The 16,527-nt window shown below is 65.5% G+C and carries 16 protein-coding genes; 7 read left to right on the top strand and 9 right to left on the bottom strand.

The features are described 5' to 3' along the window. Positions 1–42: 42 nt before the first annotated feature. On the top strand, positions 43–1,866 hold the full coding sequence (locus MU521_RS14320; RefSeq protein WP_092693207.1) for a histidine kinase N-terminal 7TM domain-containing protein: 1,824 nt from the start codon (positions 43–45) through the stop codon (positions 1,864–1,866). On the opposite strand, the gene mce is transcribed toward MU521_RS14320, so the two are convergent. Further along, positions 1,863–2,249 (bottom strand): methylmalonyl-CoA epimerase, encoded by a 387-nt coding sequence (mce, locus tag MU521_RS14325; protein WP_092693205.1) that lies wholly within the window; start codon positions 2,247–2,249, stop codon positions 1,863–1,865. The genes MU521_RS14320 and mce overlap by 4 nt on opposite strands. Positions 2,250–2,355: 106 nt before the next feature. On the opposite strand from mce, the gene MU521_RS14330 reads away from it, so the two are divergent. After that, positions 2,356–3,084: a GNAT family N-acetyltransferase gene (locus MU521_RS14330; protein ID WP_092693204.1), complete on the top strand. Its 729-nt coding sequence runs from the start codon at positions 2,356–2,358 to the stop codon at positions 3,082–3,084. 12 nt (positions 3,085–3,096) lie between these two features. Here the strand turns inward: MU521_RS14330 and MU521_RS14335 are convergent, their stop codons facing one another. From MU521_RS14335 to MU521_RS14365, 7 genes are all read right to left on the bottom strand, one after another. Continuing rightward, positions 3,097–3,288, bottom strand: a complete 192-nt coding sequence (locus MU521_RS14335) for a helix-turn-helix transcriptional regulator (protein WP_092693202.1) — start codon at positions 3,286–3,288, stop codon at positions 3,097–3,099. Next, the gene (locus MU521_RS14340) at positions 3,285–3,704 is read right to left on the bottom strand and encodes a hypothetical protein (RefSeq protein WP_092693200.1); all 420 of its coding nucleotides are present in this window, start codon (positions 3,702–3,704) and stop codon (positions 3,285–3,287) included. Before MU521_RS14340 ends, MU521_RS14335 begins: the two co-directional genes overlap by 4 nt. Positions 3,705–3,833: 129 nt before the next feature. Next, entirely contained in the window at positions 3,834–5,513 is a 1,680-nt protein-coding gene (locus MU521_RS14345; RefSeq protein WP_092693198.1) for an acyl-CoA mutase large subunit family protein, read from the bottom strand. A 150-nt stretch (positions 5,514–5,663) separates the two neighbouring features. Continuing rightward, on the bottom strand, positions 5,664–6,245 hold the full coding sequence (locus MU521_RS14350; protein WP_092693196.1) for a GNAT family N-acetyltransferase: 582 nt from the start codon (positions 6,243–6,245) through the stop codon (positions 5,664–5,666). A 75-nt stretch (positions 6,246–6,320) separates the two neighbouring features. Next, positions 6,321–7,043 carry an ABC transporter ATP-binding protein gene (locus tag MU521_RS14355; protein WP_092693194.1) on the bottom strand — a complete coding sequence of 241 codons (723 nt, stop codon included), beginning with the start codon at positions 7,041–7,043 and terminating at the stop codon, positions 6,321–6,323. After that, entirely contained in the window at positions 7,040–7,810 is a 771-nt protein-coding gene (locus MU521_RS14360; RefSeq protein ID WP_092693192.1) for an ABC transporter ATP-binding protein, read from the bottom strand. The genes MU521_RS14355 and MU521_RS14360 overlap by 4 nt, the downstream gene beginning before the upstream one ends. After that, positions 7,807–8,685: a branched-chain amino acid ABC transporter permease gene (locus MU521_RS14365; RefSeq protein WP_092693190.1), complete on the bottom strand. Its 879-nt coding sequence runs from the start codon at positions 8,683–8,685 to the stop codon at positions 7,807–7,809. The genes MU521_RS14360 and MU521_RS14365 overlap by 4 nt, the downstream gene beginning before the upstream one ends. Positions 8,686–8,845: 160 nt before the next feature. On the opposite strand from MU521_RS14365, the gene MU521_RS14370 reads away from it, so the two are divergent. Together MU521_RS14370 and MU521_RS14375 are read left to right on the top strand one after the other, a co-directional pair. Continuing rightward, positions 8,846–10,198: an ABC transporter substrate-binding protein gene (locus MU521_RS14370; protein WP_092693188.1), complete on the top strand. Its 1,353-nt coding sequence runs from the start codon at positions 8,846–8,848 to the stop codon at positions 10,196–10,198. A 1-nt stretch (position 10,199) separates the two neighbouring features. Next, the gene (locus MU521_RS14375) at positions 10,200–11,438 is read left to right on the top strand and encodes a branched-chain amino acid ABC transporter permease (RefSeq protein ID WP_092693187.1); all 1,239 of its coding nucleotides are present in this window, start codon (positions 10,200–10,202) and stop codon (positions 11,436–11,438) included. On the opposite strand, the gene MU521_RS14380 is transcribed toward MU521_RS14375, so the two are convergent. Further along, positions 11,435–12,151, bottom strand: coding sequence for a helix-turn-helix domain-containing protein (locus MU521_RS14380; protein WP_092693186.1), 717 nt, complete (start codon positions 12,149–12,151; stop codon positions 11,435–11,437). The two genes, MU521_RS14375 and MU521_RS14380, sit on opposite strands and share 4 nt — an antisense overlap. A gap of 176 nt (positions 12,152–12,327) precedes the next feature. Between MU521_RS14380 and MU521_RS14385 the strand changes: the two genes are divergently transcribed. The 3 genes from MU521_RS14385 to MU521_RS14395 all read left to right on the top strand — a co-directional run bounded on the left by MU521_RS14385 (position 12,328) and on the right by MU521_RS14395 (position 16,318). Next, positions 12,328–13,182, top strand: coding sequence for a DUF7551 domain-containing protein (locus MU521_RS14385; RefSeq protein ID WP_092693184.1), 855 nt, complete (start codon positions 12,328–12,330; stop codon positions 13,180–13,182). Positions 13,183–13,289: 107 nt separating this feature from the next. Next, positions 13,290–15,440 carry a PAS domain S-box protein gene (locus MU521_RS14390; protein ID WP_092693183.1) on the top strand — a complete coding sequence of 717 codons (2,151 nt, stop codon included), beginning with the start codon at positions 13,290–13,292 and terminating at the stop codon, positions 15,438–15,440. 113 nt (positions 15,441–15,553) lie between these two features. After that, positions 15,554–16,318, top strand: a complete 765-nt coding sequence (locus MU521_RS14395; protein WP_092693180.1) for a response regulator — start codon at positions 15,554–15,556, stop codon at positions 16,316–16,318. Positions 16,319–16,527 lie beyond the last annotated feature (209 nt).

Consider the following 16,527-nt stretch of genomic DNA (forward strand, 5'->3'; position numbering starts at 1 on the left):
AAGAGACACTGTCGTAGAGGGGACGGTGTATCGATCACGCCAATGTTTCAGTACAGTATCTACGTTCCCGCGTTGTTGCTCGTCGCAGGCATCTCCGCGGTGGCCGCGTACCTCGGGTACGTAAAACGCGACCGGCGCGGGACCGTCTGGTACGCCGGGTCCATGGCCGCTATCGCGACGTGGTCGCTGTTCCTGGCGCTGACGGTCGCCAGCACGAGCTACCGGCTGAAGCTGGTCTTTTTCGCCGGGTTTCTCGTCTCGAGTGTCGCTCTCTGTAGCTGTTGGTTCCTCTTCGCCGTCGCTTACACCGGACACTACGACAGATTACCGCGGTACCTGCCACACGCGCTCCTCACCGTGCCGCTCGTGTACGTCCCGGCGACGCTGACGAGCGCAGTAGACGACCTGGTGATCGTGAACCCTCGACTCGTCACGGAGGGCGGAACGGTGTTGCTGACCTACGACGCCTGGGGGCCGATCGCCTGGGGATTCATCCTATTTACGTACACGTTGCTGGTGGCGGCGACGGTCCTCCTGTTCCGGAAGGCGCTCCACTCACGGAACGTCTACCGGAAGCTGAGTCTGGTGCTCGGGTTTGGTGGGCTGTCGATGTGGACGACCAACATGATCACCGTCGCCGGGTTCAGCCCGTTCCCGCACATGATGCTCGTCCCCTTCTCGTTCCTGTTCTGGGGGGCCGTCGCGCTCGTGCTCTTCACGAGTATCAGATTCGTCCAGATGATTCCGGTCAACGCCATTCTCGCCCGGTTCAGTTCACGCTTCGACGACGTGTTGCCCCTGGCCCGGGACTTCGTGATCGAGGAGATCGACAGCGGCGTCATCATCATGGACGACGACGCCCGGATCGTCGACATCAACTCGACGGCACGGAAGATGCTGGGGCTGGACGAGCGCGTGGTCGGCAAACAGGTCCACACCGTGGTCGACATCGGACAGTATTTCGACGACTACGAGACGGGCGAACGGGTCGGCAACCATCGCGAGCAGGTCTGGATTTCGACCGAGAACGGCGAGTACTGTTACGACATCAACGTCTCAGAGATCGTCAATGACGGTGAGGTCGTGGGTCGGTCGGTGATGATCTACGACATCACCGAACAGAAAGAACGCGAAGAACAGCTCCGCGAGCGCGAGGAGGAACTGCGCCAGCAGAAACAGGACCTCGAACGGCAGAAACAGCAACTCGAACACCAGAACGAGCGGCTGGACCGGTTCGCCAGCATCGTCTCGCACGACCTCCGCAACCCGCTGAACGTCGCCACCGGCCACGTCGAACTGCTGGAGGCCAGACTCGACGCCGAACACCGCGAGAGCGTCGAGGAACTCGATACGGCCCACGAACGCATGCGGGACATCATCGACGACGCGCTCACGCTGGCCCGCTCCGGGAAGGCCATTACCGAGAAAGAGGACGTTGACGTGGGATCGGTCGCGACCGAGGCCTGGGAGAACGTCGACACCGACCGGGCGACGCTAGAAGCCGACATCGATCTCCGGCTGGAGAGCGACCGTGACCGCCTGCTCAACGTCTTCGAGAACCTCTACCGGAACGCGCTGGACCACAACGACGGCGACCTCACGATCAGGGTCGGTACCCTCGCGGACGACACCGGGTTCTACGTCGAGGACACCGGCGACGGCATCCCCGAAGACGAGCGCGACGAAGTGCTCGAACAGGGCTACACGACCCACGAGGAAGGCACTGGCCTCGGACTCGCCATCGTCCGGGATATCGTGGGCGCTCACGGCTGGGAACTCTCCATCACCGAGAGCCCGGAAGGCGGCGCGCGCTTCGAGATCGAGTGTTTCCGCGAACCGGTCGAAGTCGAGACGGCGGCGGCCTAGTGTTCGACGAATTCGAGCAGGACACCACCGGTGGATTCGGGGTGCAGGAAGGCCACGTCGTGACCCCAGGCCCCGCCCCGCGGTTCCTCGTCGATCAACTCGACGCCGGCCTCGCGAGCGCGAGCCAGGGCCGCCTCGACGTCGTCGGTCGCCACCGCGAGGTGGTGGATGCCCGGGCCGTTCCGGTCCAGATAGCTGGCGATGGCACCCTCGTCGTCGAGGGGTTCGAGCACCTCGAAGAAGCCGTTCCCGAGGTCGAGAAAGACCACCGTCATTCCGTCGAACCGTTCCTCGTGGGCGACCGTCGCGTCGAACAGCGCCGCGTACTGTTCGGCGAGCGCGTCGGCGTCGTCTGTCGCGATCCCCGCGTGATCGAACTGCATACCCCGGCTGGGAGCGGCGGGACAATCAGCCCTGCGACAGCCCCGAGTAGTGTGCAGTGTGGTAACTGTCATCAATTACTAAGACGGTTCGCCGTGACCGTGGGGTATGGAGGCACCGAAACCGGGGCGACTGGACGACGACAGGCAACGGATCTACGAGTACGTCGAGCGGGAGGGCCGCGTCGAACCCGAGCGAGCGCGGGCGGCGCTGGGGTTCGAGCCACGCCGCTTCGGCCACCACCTCTCGATGCTCAAGCGCGACGGCTATCTGACCGAGCGGGACGGCCAACTGGAGATCGCGATGGACCCCGGCACGGCCGAGCAGTACGAGATCGACGGGCTCACGGTGACGATCCGCCCGGCCCGGCAGGACGACATCGCGGGCATCGTGGGCACGCTCCGGCAGGTCGCCAGCGAGGGTTCCTACATCGAGGCCGAGAGCGTCGCCCAACAACTGGATTACGAAGACTCCCTGCTCCGGCACAACGAGTTCGAGTCCCGCGTCTTCTTCGTCGCCACGGTCGGCGAGGAGGTCGTCGGGTGGGTCCACCTGGAGATTCCCGAACTCGACAAACTCCACCACACCGCGGAGTTGACAATCGGGCTGGTCGAGGCCCACCGCGGCCACGGCATCGGGAGTCGTCTGCTGGATCACGGGCTCGACTGGGCCGAGGAGATGGAGCTGACGAAGGTGTACAACAGTTTCCCGGCAACCAACGAGGGCGCGATCGAGTTCTTCGAGGCCCACGGCGGGGCGGTCGAAGCCGTCCGCGAGGACCACTACCGGATCGACGGCGAGGCCGTCGACGAGGTGATGATGGCGGTCACGCTGTAACGTCAGGGGGACCTATTCGGGGTCGAAGATGTCCTCGATCCGGCAGTCGAAGTAGTCGGCGAGCGTGAAGGCCAGTTCCAGGGAGGGGTCGTACCGGCCGCGCTCGATGGAGTTGATCGTCTGCCGGGTCACGTCCACCTCGGCGGCCAGGTCGGCCTGGCTCAGATCGCGTTGCTCGCGTCGGTCACGCAGGTCGTTTTTCATGCGTTGTATCGGACGACCGTATAGACGACCCCCCACAGCAGGAAGAGCGCGGAGTAGGCGTAGATGCCGCCCCAGACGACCGGCGGGATCGTGTAGTAGCCGAGGCTGTCGAGCAGGTAGAGACCGATCACGACGGGGAGCCCGACGTAGGCGGCGATCATGATGAGCGCGCCGCTGGCCCGCTCGTGGAGCCGCTGTTCGCGCTCGTCGCTCAGCCGGACCGAACTCGCGAACTGCAGGTACAGCAGGGCCGTGATGCCGCCGAGACAGGCGACCGCGTACACGACCAGCCCGACGAAGGTCCGATCGAGCAACATTCCGGCGAAGAAACTCGCGATCCCCACCGCGAAGACGGCCATGATGATGCGATTGTAGCGCTGTCCTCTCCGTGCTGGATGATCCTGTGTCGTCGACATGGTTTTCAGGGCGGTGTAAAGCGACGTTTCCGTAAAAGTCGCTTTACAGTAAAGGAGACTTTACACAGATACTTAGTTCTGTCGCTGATCGGACGACTGTCGAAAACCAAATCGAGAGAGGTTCTCCCGTCAGATACCGCCGCCCTGGTACTCGCCGAACACGTCGCGCATGGCGTCACAGATCTCGCCGGTGGTGGCGTAGACCTTGACGGCGTCGATGAGGTACGGCATCAGGTTCTCGCCGTCGCGGGCGGCCTGCCGGACCGCGTCGAGTTTGGCCTCGACTTCCTCGTCGTCGCGGTCCTCGCGGACCGCCGCGAGCGTCTCCTGTTGTTGCTGTTCGACTGCTTCGTCGACCTCTTCGATGTCCACGTCCTCTTCCTCCTCGACCTCGTATTCGTTGACGCCGACGATGACCCGCTCGCCTTCCTCCTGTTCGCGCTGGCGCTCGAAAGCCACGTCCTGGATCTCGCGCTGGACCCACTGGTCCTCGATGGCCGGGAGCATGCCGCCCTTGCCGTCGATCCGCTCCAGAATCTCGAAGGCTTCTTCTTCGAGGTCGTCGGTCAGACTCTCGACGTAGTAACTGCCGCCAAGCGGGTCGATAGTGTCGGCCGCGCCCGACTCGTGGGCGAGGATCTGCTGGGTCCGTAGGGCGGTCCGGACGCTCTCTTCCGTCGGGAGGCCGACGGCCTCGTCTTTCCCGTTAGTGTGGAGGCTCTGGGTCCCGCCCAGCACTGCGGCGAGCGCCTGGTAGGCCACGCGGACGACGTTGTTTTCGACTTGCTGGGCCGTCAGCGTCGACCCCGCGGTCTGGGTGTGGAACTTCAGTTGCTTGGACTTGGGGTTCTCGGCGTCGAACCGCTCCTCCATGATCTGGTACCACATCCGCCGGGCCGCGCGGAACTTCGCGACTTCTTCGAGGATGTTGTTGTAGGAGGCGAAGAAGAATGACAACTGGGGGGCGAAATCGTCCACGTCCAGGCCCGCCTCGATGGCGGCCTCGACGTACTCGATGCCGTTCCCGAGCGTGAAGGCGATCTCCTGGGCCGCGGTCGCCCCGGCTTCCCGGACGTGGTAGCCCGAGATGGAGATGGTGTTGAAGTTGGGGACCTCCGCGGCGCAGAACTCGAAGATGTCCGTGATGATCCGCATGGAGGGCTCGGGCGGGTAGATGTAGGTGTTGCGCGCGATGTACTCCTTGAGTACGTCGTTCTGGATGGTCCCCCGAAGTTCCTCGCGGTCGACGCCCTGCTTGTCGCCGACGGCGATGTACATGGCCAGAAGGACCGACGCGGGCGCGTTGATCGTCATGGAGGTCGAGACCTCGTCGAGGGGAATGCCCTCGAAGACGGTCTCCATGTCCGAGAGGGAGTCGATGGCGACGCCGGTCTTGCCGACCTCGCCGGCGGCCATGGTGTTGTCCGAGTCGTAGCCCATCTGGGTCGGGAGGTCGAAGGCCATCGAGAGGCCGGTCTGGCCCTCGTCGAGCAGGTAGTTGAACCGCTCGTTGGTCTCCCTGGCGGTTCCCATGCCGGCGTACTGGCGCATGGTCCAGAGCCGGCCGCGGTACATCGTCGGGTAGACCCCGCGGGTGTACGGTTCCTCGCCCGGGAAGCCGAGGTCCTCGTCGTAGTCCAGATCGGACACGTCGTCGGGGGTGTACAGGCGATCTACGGTCTGTCCCTCCGTATCGGTGGTGAACGTGTCTTTGCGCTCACCGAACCGCTCGACGGTCGGCTGGACCGACTCCTCGTCCCAGTCGGCCTTCGCCGAGCGGATCTCTTGGAGGTCCTCCTCGTCGAACATAGCTGTGTGAACGGCGTGCCGGTGTATAAGCGTTGTCTGACCGGCTGGCGGTCCGGCGCGGTTCGAGCGCGAAACCGGCCGGGAGGTATCGACCGGTCGAGAGCGGGTCGGGTAGAAGACAGGACGGAGTCGGCCGCCCGGGCGCGCAGGTCAGCGGCCGGTGTCGTACTTGTAGGTGGCCTCCTCGGGGTCGATCCCGAAGTCCTCCGGGCCTTCCTCGGGTTCGCTCTCGCCCTCGTCGGCGGCGGCGCGTTTGAACGCCTCCCGGAACTTCCGGGGCATCCGGAACTCCGCGACGGTGAGTGCCATCGGAACCGCGTCGGGTGCGGTCGTCTCGCGCTTTTCCTCCAGCCGGTCCTGGAGTTTCGCCGGGAGCGAGCCGGTCTCGACGGGCTCGAACTCGAACTGCCGGAGGTAGTCGGGTTCGTCGGTCAGCGCGTAGACGGTCTCGAACCCGTCGTCGCCGGCCTTCTGGATGAGGCGTTCGACGACGTGTGCGCCGACGCCCTGCCCGCGCCAGTCGTCGAGAACGCCGATGGAGGTGAGTTCACAGACGGCCTCGTCGTCGGTCTTGTGGACGCGAACGCGCCCGAACCCTGCCTTCTCGTTGGACTCCTCGTCGATGGCGATGACGTAGTCCCGCGAGCGAAACGCTGTCTCGTCCAGGCCCATGTCCTCGATGTGATCCAGAAGCCAGACCTCCTCGCGGTTTTTCGCGTCCCGGACGTACATACCCCGTCCTTGGCCACGCCCGGCTAAAAACGTTGGCAGGCGCGGTTCCGGGGGCGACCGCCGCCCCGGGGGGAATCAGTCGGCGCTCGCCTCGCCGACCGAGAGGTACTCCTCGAGCAGGTCCTCGCGCTGACGCAGGTCCTCGATGGAGCCGTCCCAGGCGTTCTCGCCGCTCTCGATGATGTAGGCCCGCTCGGAGAGATCGAGCGCGAACTCGACGTTCTGCTCGGTGATCAGCACCGTCACGTCGCGGCTGACGATGTCTTCGAGGACCTCGCGCAGGTCCTCGACGATGACCGGGGCGAGCCCCTCGGTCGGTTCGTCCAGCAGAAGCAGGTCGGGGTTCTGGACCAGCGCCCGCGCGACCGCGAGCATCTGCTGCTCCCCGCCGCTGAGGTTCCGGCCCCGGTTCTCCCGGAGTTCGTCGAGGACGGGGAAGATGTCGAACATCTCCTCGATCGGCCGGGGCTCGGTCCCCGAACAGGAGTCCCGTGCCACCGAGAGGTTCTCCACGACTGTCAGCGTCGGGAAGATGCGGCGTTCCTCGGGGACGAGTTTGATCCCCCGGTTGCTGATGCGGTCGACCGACTGGTCGACGATGGAATCGCCGCGGAAGGCGATGGTCCCATGCCGCCGGGGAACCGTACCGGTGATCGCCCGCAGGGTCGTCGTCTTGCCCGCGCCGTTGCGGCCGAGCAGGGCGACGACCTCGTTTTCCTCGACCGACAGTGAGAGGTCGAACACAACGTGGCTGTTGCCGTAGTATGCGTTCACGTCCGAGAGTTCGAGCAGGCTCATGGTTCACCTCCGAGGTAGGCCTCGCGAACGCGTTCGTTGGCCATCACCTCGTCGGGCGTCCCGTCGGCGATCAACTCGCCGTTGTCCAACACGAGGATGCGGTCGGAGATGCCGAGCACCACGTCCATGTCGTGTTCGGTCAGTACGAACGTGATGTCGGTCTGGTTGTCGAGGTCCTCGACCAGTTCGACCATCTTCTCGGTCTCGGTGGCGTTCATCCCGGCGGTCGGCTCGTCCAGCAGGACGACCGACGGGTCCGTGCCAAGCGCCAGCGCGATCTCGACCTTCCGCTTGTCGCCGTGCGAGAGGTTCTCACAGACCGTGTCCGCGACGGACTGGAGGCCGGTCATCTCGAGGACCTCGTTGACCTGCTCGGTGAGGGCCGGGTCGTCCCGGGCGACCGCCCGCAGGTCGAGCGTGCGGTCGTTCTTGCTGATGCGGGCGATCCGGAGGTTCTCCGAGACGGTCAGGCCGTCGAAGACGTTGTTGATCTGGAACGCCCGGGACAGCCCCAGCCGGTTGACCTCGTACGGTTCGCGCCCGCTCACGGTCACCATCTCGTCGGAGTCGCGGGGCTGGAGGCGGGCGACGCCGTCGGTCGGGTCGAGCCGACCGCTCAACAGGTTGTAGAAGGTCGTCTTCCCGGCCCCGTTGGGGCCGATGATGCTCGTGATGTCCTCGCTCTCGATCGAGACGGTCACGTCGTCGACGGCCAGCAGTTTCCCGAAGCGGCGTTCGAGCCCTTCGGTCTCGAGGACGGTCGTCACGCTTCAGCACCTCCGACGATGCCCTCGGGCTTGAGAAGCAACACGGCGATGAGCGCGACGAACGGGAACAGCTGCCCGGCACCGGCGGCGAAGATGCTACCGACTGCGATCATGATGCCGATGAGGTACGCGCCGACGAACGCGCCGGTGAACGAGCCGAGGCCGCCGATCACCACGACGACGAAGGCGTTGATGATCACCTGATTGCCCAGTTCGGGCGTCACGGACTGGAGCGGGGCCGCCAGCGCGCCGCCGAAGCCGGCCAGCGCCGCGCCGATGAAGAACACGCCCGTATAGAGTTTGGGCACGTCGATGCCCAACAGCAGAGCCATGTCACGGTCGCTGGAGGTCGCACGCACGACGCGGCCGAAGTTGGTGGTCCTGAGCGCGAGGAGTATCCCGCCCAGCACGAGGACCGACGCGAGGATGACGAACGCCCGGTAGGAGGGGATCGCCGCCGTCTCGGACAGCACGAGGCTGAACCGGAGACCCGGCGGCGGGTTGATGATACGCGAGCCGGAGCCGAACACGTACCGCACGCCGTCGGTGATGATGAGGACGAACGCGAACGTCAACAGCAACTGGTCCAGTTCGTCGCGGTCGTAGACGCGCCGGAGGAACCCGACCTCCATGACGACGCCGATCAGCCCCACGACCAGCGCCGCGAGGACGAGTCCCAGCCAGAAGTTCCCGGTCGCGCTCTGGACGGCCATGATCCCCACGTAGGCCCCGATCATGTACAACACGCCGTGCGCGAAGTTCAGTACCTCGAGAACGCCGAAGATGAGACTCAACCCGACCGCGATCAGAAACAGATAGCTCCCGATACTCAGTCCGGTTATCACTTGGTCCACGACCAGCCCTGTGTTTACCATAGAATCCCCTCTCTATCAGGAATCGATTAAAACTTTCGCCGCCTTTATACACACCGACAGGATCGGAGCCGCGTATTGCCTTCGAGTTATATAACATATCTGACAACGATTACATATAAACCCGGATCTATTAACCGGGCATGGCTGTATAAGGACTACCATGCTTGATAATGGTGAGCGGAGACGTGCCGGGGCGAGCAACGATCGGGCGCGCCTCGTGAGCCGCCGGAAGTTTCTGGCCGCGACGGGCGGCGGGGCGGCAGTATCGATGGCCGGTTGTCTCGGCGGCGGCGGTGGTGGCAGCGGCGTCACCATCGGCGGCGTCTACCTGCTCTCGGGGCTGGCCGAGGCGCTGGGAGCGGGCTCGGCCGCGACGGCCGAGGTCGCCGTCGAGGCGATCAACGAGGAGGGCGGCATCATGGGTGAGGACGTCGAACTCATCATTCGGGACCACGGTGACGACCCGCAGGGGCAGCTCCAGAGCCTGGTCCAGGCGGAGGGAGCCGACGTCCTGCTCGGGATGACCTCCTCGGGCGTGACGCTCAACTCCGGGCCGACGGTCGAACAGCTCGGCGTCCCGTGGACCCTGACCGACATCGGGACCCCGTACGTCACCGAGCCCAACGAGGAGAAGTACGGTGACTTCTACGGCGGGGACGGCAAGGCGGCCGGTCTGCCGAACGTGTTCCGGACGAACTCGAACACGTCCCACATGACCTACGCCATCGCGAAGTACATCTCGGAGAACTACGACTCCCCGCGGATCGCGAACATGGGGCCGGACTACGCCTACGGCCAGCAGTGCTGGGACTACGTGCAGGCGTACATGGACGGCCTCGGCGTCGACTACGAGGTCACCGCCTCGGAGTTCCCGGAGCTGGGCGCGACGAACATGACGCCCCAGATCAACTCCGTGCTGAGTTCGGACCCGGACCTCTTGTTCACGAGCTTCTGGGCCAACGACACGGTCACGTTCACCAACCAGGCGGCCGAGCAGGGCCTGTTCGACCAGGTCGAGGACGTGTTCGACACCATCGGAGCCGACCCCAACAACTTCGACGCGCTGGGCGACACGATGCCCGAAGGGATGCACTACTCCGGTTGGTACTGGCCGGGCGCGTACGACACGGAGGCCGACGAGCAGTTCATCGAGCGGTTCCGGAACGCGTACGAGAACGATAGCGAGGTGCTCGCGTACCCGCCGTTCACCGGCGGGAGTACGTGGGCGGCGGTCCACATCTACAAGCAGGCCATCGAGGCCGCGGGCAGCACCAACCCCGACGACATCATCTCGGAGATGGAGGGGCTGACCTACGAGAACGACCCCCGTGGTTCGATCACCATCGACGCCGAGACCCACCAGGCGACGGCCAACTGCGTGATCGGCGAGTCGTCGTTCGACGCCGACGTGCCATACGACGGCGCGGGCCAGGTCAACACCCAGACGTACAGCCTGGATCGGGACACGGCGCTCGATCTGCTAGAAGGGAGCGATCTGCCGCCCGGACTCTGAGATGAGCTACGGATTCACAGAGCGGTTTCGGAGCGTCGGAAGCACGTCCTGGGTGGTCGTGGCAGCGGCAGTGCTGATGCTCGCCCTGCCGTTCGTGGTCGGGCCCTACCAGCGCGACATCCTGACCCAGACGATCATCCTGGCGCTGTTTGCCACGGCGTTCAACCTGCTGTACGGCTACACCGGCCTGCTGTCGTTCGGCCACGCGATGTTCGTCGCCGCCGCCGGCTACACGGTCGCGGCGACCGTCGGCCAGGTCGCCCCCGCCCTCGGGTTCGCCAGCACGTTCGGCGGCGTAGCGCCGCTCGCGACGTGGGTTCTGGGTCTCCTGCTGGGCGTGATCGTCGCCACGATCCTGGCCGTGTTCGTCGGATTCCTGTCGGTGCGGCTGGAGGAGATCTACTTCGCGTTGATCACGCTGGCGTTCAGCATGGCGGTCTACGTCATGGTCCTCCAGGACACCGTCGGGACGATCATGGCGGCGTTCGGCATCGGCGACGGGAACTTCACCAACGGGTCCGACGGACTGACGTTCGTCATCGGCGAGGTGGAAGTGTTCGGTCTGCAGTTCAACCTCGTGAACATCATCGACCCGTTCGTGTACTACTTCGCCGCGCTCGTGGTCGTGTCACTGGGGGTCTACGCCCTCTGGCGGATCGTCCGGTCGCCGTTCGGGATGGTCTGTCGGGCCATCCGGGAGAACCCCGAGCGAGCGTCGGCGCTGGGCATCAACGTCAACCGCCACCAGTGGATGACGTTCATCCTCTCGGGCGCGTTCAGCGGCCTCGCGGGCGCGCTGCTGATCCCCCTCGAGGGCAACGTCAACCCGAGCTACGCGTACTGGACGTTCTCGGCCGAGCCGGTCATCATGACCGTCATCGGCGGTCCGTACGCGTTCTTCGGGCCGATCGTGGGTGCGTTCACGTACGAGTACCTCCGCTGGTTCATCCAGCAGTTCCCGCTGCTGGAGCAGTACTGGCAGTTCAGTTTCGGCGTCCTGCTGTTGCTCGTCGTGCTGTTCTTCGACAACGGCGTCGCCGGCGGGATCAATCGACTCCGGGCCTGGCTCGGGGTCGCGCTGGAGCGGTACCGGGCGGACGGCGTCGGCGGCGTCGGCGCGTTCGCCAGAGAGACCGTCGTCTCCTACGCCGCGTGGACGAAAAACGAAGGCGTCGCCCTCGTCCGGCAGGTAGCGGCCGACGTCGGATCGATCCCGAAGCGGGTCGCCGACCGCTTCTAGTCGGTTCCGGCCCGCTCCAGTTCGTCGAGCGCCCCGACCACGCGTTCGAACAGTTTCCGTTCGCTCCGTCGGAGGTTCTTCGAGACGGCCATCTTCGAGACGTCGAGTTCCGCCGCCAGCGTCGAGAGCGTCCCTTCACGCGGGGTGCCGAAGTACCCCTCCTCGACCGCCGTCCGGACGGTCTCCCGTTCGACGGCCGAGAGCCCGCGACAGCCGTCAAGCAGCGACCGCGCGACGTCCGCGTTTTCCATCAGTTCGTAGTAGCCCTCGAGCCCCATCGACTCGCGGGACTCGACGGTGAAGTCGTTGTCCTTGCTGAGCGCCGACAGCGCGCCGTCGGCCCGCTCCTCGCGGTCGAAACCGACGTTCCAGATCTCGCTGCCGTCCTCGATCTCGAAGGGGCCGGTGATGTAGCCGTCGTGGGAACGAATCGTCTCCATCGCGTCGGTCTGCCGGATGCGGGACCGCAGCAAGGCCAGATCCTGCTCCCGCTTGATGAGGTCGTACTCCCGAACGTTCTCGTGGTCACGGAGCGTCTGTAGCCCGTTGTCGAGCGCCTCGGAGTCAGCCCCCCTGGCCACGATCCGCGTCTCCAGTTCCTCGGCGGCCGGATCGAAGTCCCACTGCTTGGTCAGGAAGGACACGTCGTTCCTGGCTGTCGTGTCGATATACGGACAGTCGTACTGGACCATGTCCATCTGCAGTGATATCATTTGTCACACCTGCACGTTCGTAAACCAGTCTCGGTGATAAAGATAATGTTAAATAATACATACTGTTCCCGGGCGTAACGTCTCGCCGCCGGCGGCGGACCCGGCCGTCGGGCGAGCGCGCCGCGCCGTCACCGACCGTAACCTATTTTCGGAGCGTCGATTTAGGCTAGCCTAAAATGGTGGGAGAGAGCCTCTCGAAGATCAGGGCACGGATCGAGGATCTGTCGGTCGACGGCGGGGAGTACTGGGTCGTCTGCGGGCGGACCGGCGTCTGTCCGGTCCCGGTCGCGGGCGCGCGGTTCCCGGACCGGGAGACGGCCGAGCGAGCGGCGGAAGCGGCAACGGCCTACCGGGCCGTGTTGCGCCGGTGGGACCCGCAGGCACCCTGTTACGACTTCATCGCCTGCGAGGAGCCCGCACGCTCGACCCGGACGGTGACGCCACCCACGACGGGGGAGCCGGCGTCGCTGACGGGCTTTTGCCACGACGTGGCCGCGGCCGTGTTCGAGACGCTGTCGGCGGAGGGGTACGCGGATCTGGAGTCGTCGATCATGGACGCGTACTGCGAGACCGCCGACGCCATCGACGACCCCGACGACCTCTGTCTGCACCTGTTGCGGACCCTCTCTTTCGAACTCGGTGCCAGACTGTCCGAGTCGGAACAGACAGCCATCCTCCGGTCGGCGGCGACGGAACTCACAGACGGGGACGAGACGGATCGACCGCTGGACGCGACCCTCCAGCGGTTACAGCGCCTCGACATCGTCGACCAGTACGCCGTCGACGCCCACACCGACACCGCGGCCGGGAGCGCCTGGACGGTGACGATCACGGATTACGCGCTCACCTCGCGGTCGGCGTCGTTACCGACGTTGCCCATCGCCATCGATCTGCTCGGGCGGCTCCCGGGCCCGGCGCTGACACTGTCTGACCCCCGGCGACTCGACGACGGAGGGTGGCGATTCGACCTCGCGGTGACCGAGGACGGGGAATCGGGCGGTCTGGTTCGCGTCCAGGCGGAGTCCGGCTAACGAAACCGCCGAGCGGCGGCCGTCCTCGACCGGCGCGCCGGACCGCCAGTTCCGACCGTGATAATTCGGCCCAAGTGTTTATCAAGTATCTTAGCTTACCCCGAGACATGGCAGCCTTCGGGTCGGCGTCGACGACTGTCCTCTACGTGGGTGCCGACGGGAGTGTCGTCGAGCGTGCGCTTCCGGACCTCGGAGAGGCGGGCGATACGGCGACGGTCACGGTCGCGTCGGAGATCAGGGAGACACTCGCGGCAGTGGCCGAAACCGGGGCCGACTGCGTCGTGAGCGAGTACGGCCTTCCGGATGGGACCGCGACAGACCTCGTGACACGGCTCCGCGAGGAGTACCCAGCACTCCCGGTTCTCGTGCTCGCAGAGGACGCGGAGGACGCGGCCGAGAGCGTCGAGGCGGGCGCGACGGACTCGCTCACGATGGGGCTGGCGACCGCCAGCGAGGAACTACTGGCCGGCCGCATCGAGGGCGCGCTCCGGCGTGACGACGCGCCGGACGCGGCGGCGGTGACGGGGCGGCAGTACCGGACGCTCATCGAACACGCCGAGGACATCGTGACCGTCGTCGCGCCCGACGGGACGATCCAGTACCAGAGCCCCTCCGTCGAGCGAATTCTCGGCTGGGACCCCGGCGAACTCGTCGGCGAGTACGTGTTCAACTACGTCCACCCGGACGACCGCGAGGAGATGCGCGGGCGGTTCATCGACCTCACCGAACAGGAGGGGACCGTCGTCGAGGACGTCAGGTTCCGGTTCAAACGGGCCGACGGGTCGTGGGCCTGGGTCGAGAGTGTCGGGAGCAACCGGAAGGACACGACCGTCGGCGGGTACGTCTTCAACTCCCGGGAGATCACGGAGCGGCGGGAACGCGAGCGGGAACTCGAACGCTACGAGACGGTCGTCGAAACGATTCCCGACGAAGTCTACACGCTGGACGACGAGGGTGTCATCACGTCGGTCGTCCCGCCGGCCGGTCGCGACCTGACCGTCGCCGGCTACGAACCCGACGAACTCGTCGGCGAACCCGTTTCGACGGTCATGGAGGAAGACGACGTCGGGACGGCCGAAGCGCTGATCCGTGACCTGATCACCGAGGACGGCACGCGTGGCTCGTTCGAGATGGACCTCGTCACCGAATCGGGCGACCGGATCCCCTTCGAGAACCACGTCGCCGTCCTCCCCTCCGACGACGGCTTCCGGGGGACCGTCGGCGTCCTCCGGAACATCGCCGAGCGCAAAGAGCGCGAACGGAGGCTCCGGAAAGCCGAAACGACGTTCGAGAACGCACAGGACGGGATCGTCCTCGTCGACGTCACGGACGACGGTCGGTTCGAAATCCAGCGTGTCAACTCGGCCTACGAGTCGATGTCGGGACTGTCGGCGTCGGAGATGATCGGCCGGACGCCCCGGGAGATACTCGACGGCGAGATCGGTGACCGGGTCGAAGCCCGGTTCCAGAAGTGTGTCGAGCAACAGACGGCACTCGGCTACGACGAGACCTTCGACATCCCCGGGATTCCGACCCACTGGCACACGCGGGTCGCGCCGGTGGTGGTCGACGACGAGGTCGAACAGCTGGTCGTCGCGACCCGGGACATCACCGAGCGCAAGGAGCGCGAACAGGAGCTGAAGCTCCGGAACCGGGCCATCGCGGAGGCCCCCATCGGCATCACCATCGCCGACCGGACGCGGCCGGACACGCCCGTCGTCTACGCGAACGAGGGATTCGAGCGACTCACGGGATACGACGAAGCGGAGATCGAGGGGCGGTCGCTGACCCATCTGGTGGGTGCGGAGACCGACGAGGCGAAGCGAGCCGAACTGGACGCGGCCATCGACGGCGACGAACCCGCCACGGTAGAACTCATGCTCGCCCGGAAAGACGGGACGCCGTTCTGGAGCCAGGTCAGCGTCGCACCAGTGCGCGACGAGGACGGCGACGTGACCCACACCGTCGCGTTCCAGCAGGACATCACCGAACCCAAAGAGTACGAGCAGTGGATCGAACGCCGCTTCGACGAGTTCAGCGAGGTCCTCGCGGAGGACCTCCGGGAACCGTTACAGGAGGCACAGGCGCAACTGGCGGCGGCGCAGAACGCCGACGACGAGCAGGCGCTGGACGCCGCCGCGGACTGGCTCGACCGCGCCGAGAACCTCCTCGACGACCTGACGACCGTCCACTCGTTCTCGGTCAAGTCCCGCGACATCTCCGAAGCTGCCCGGCGCGGCTCGAGCACCAGTGAGTAACGACCCAATCGGTCACTGACTCTGTATTATCACCCGTGATAGTAACGAGCGAACGTATTTGTAGCGACACAAACTAGAACGAGTTGAGAGCGGCTTAACCACGGGACGAGGCCATGACTCAGACAGGGCCGGTCGTTATCGTCATCGAAAGCAACGCGACACGAGCGGAGCTGTACGAACTGTGGCTCGAGGAGTGTGCGGTTCGGATCGCGTCGACGAAACGGCAGGTCGCCGAGGAGTTCGACGAGGCGGTCGACGTGGTCGTGCTGTCCGAGGGGTTCGGTGACGGGGCGGCACCGACGGTACTGGAGAAGATCCGCTCACACAGCGGCTACTGTGAGGTCGTGACGACGACGGCCGACCGAAACCGGGTGTTCCCGGACCTCGACGTGGACCACCACCTCACGAAGCCGGTGTTCGAGGACGAACTCCGGTCGCTGGTCGACCGGCTCGCGCGCCGCTCCCGGTACCGGGCGGCGGTGATCGAGTACTACAGACGAACGACCCAGCTGGCCTCGGCGGAAGTCGGCGTGGCCGCCGGCGAATCGGAGGGCGAGGATTGCACTGCCCTCGAGCGGCGAGTCAGGGCGCTCAAACGGCGACTCAAGCGACTCCAGCAGGGGATGGACATCGACGACATCCGTGCCGTCCTCGATTCGATCAGTCAGGACCGGAAACCGGAACCCGAGTCCGACGACGAGAGCAAGTACGCACCCGACAAGTGCGTCAACTGCAGCCGGCAGTGGGGCGTCGGGCCAGGCGACGACCCGTCGCGTGGGTACAAGCGACTCGGCTCGTACGTCTGGCGCTGTACCGGCTGCGGTCACGTCCAGATGCAGACCGACCCCAGCCACCAGCGGCTCGCCCCGTACCGCTGACACGTCCGCTCCCGGCGGGGGAAGCTACTTTAGCGGGTCGGCGGAATACCAGACCATGGCATCCGAGTCCCTCGCCGACCTCGACGAGATCGTCCACGAGCCGAGCCAGGCGTTCGTCGAATCGACGAACGTCTGGGAGTTCATGCAGACCTACGGCATCGACGACTACGAGGCGCTGATCGAGCGAACCACGACCGACATCGACGGCG

This window comes from Halorientalis regularis, from assembly GCF_023698535.1.
Taxonomy (GTDB): Archaea; Halobacteriota; Halobacteria; order Halobacteriales; family Haloarculaceae; genus Halorientalis; species Halorientalis regularis.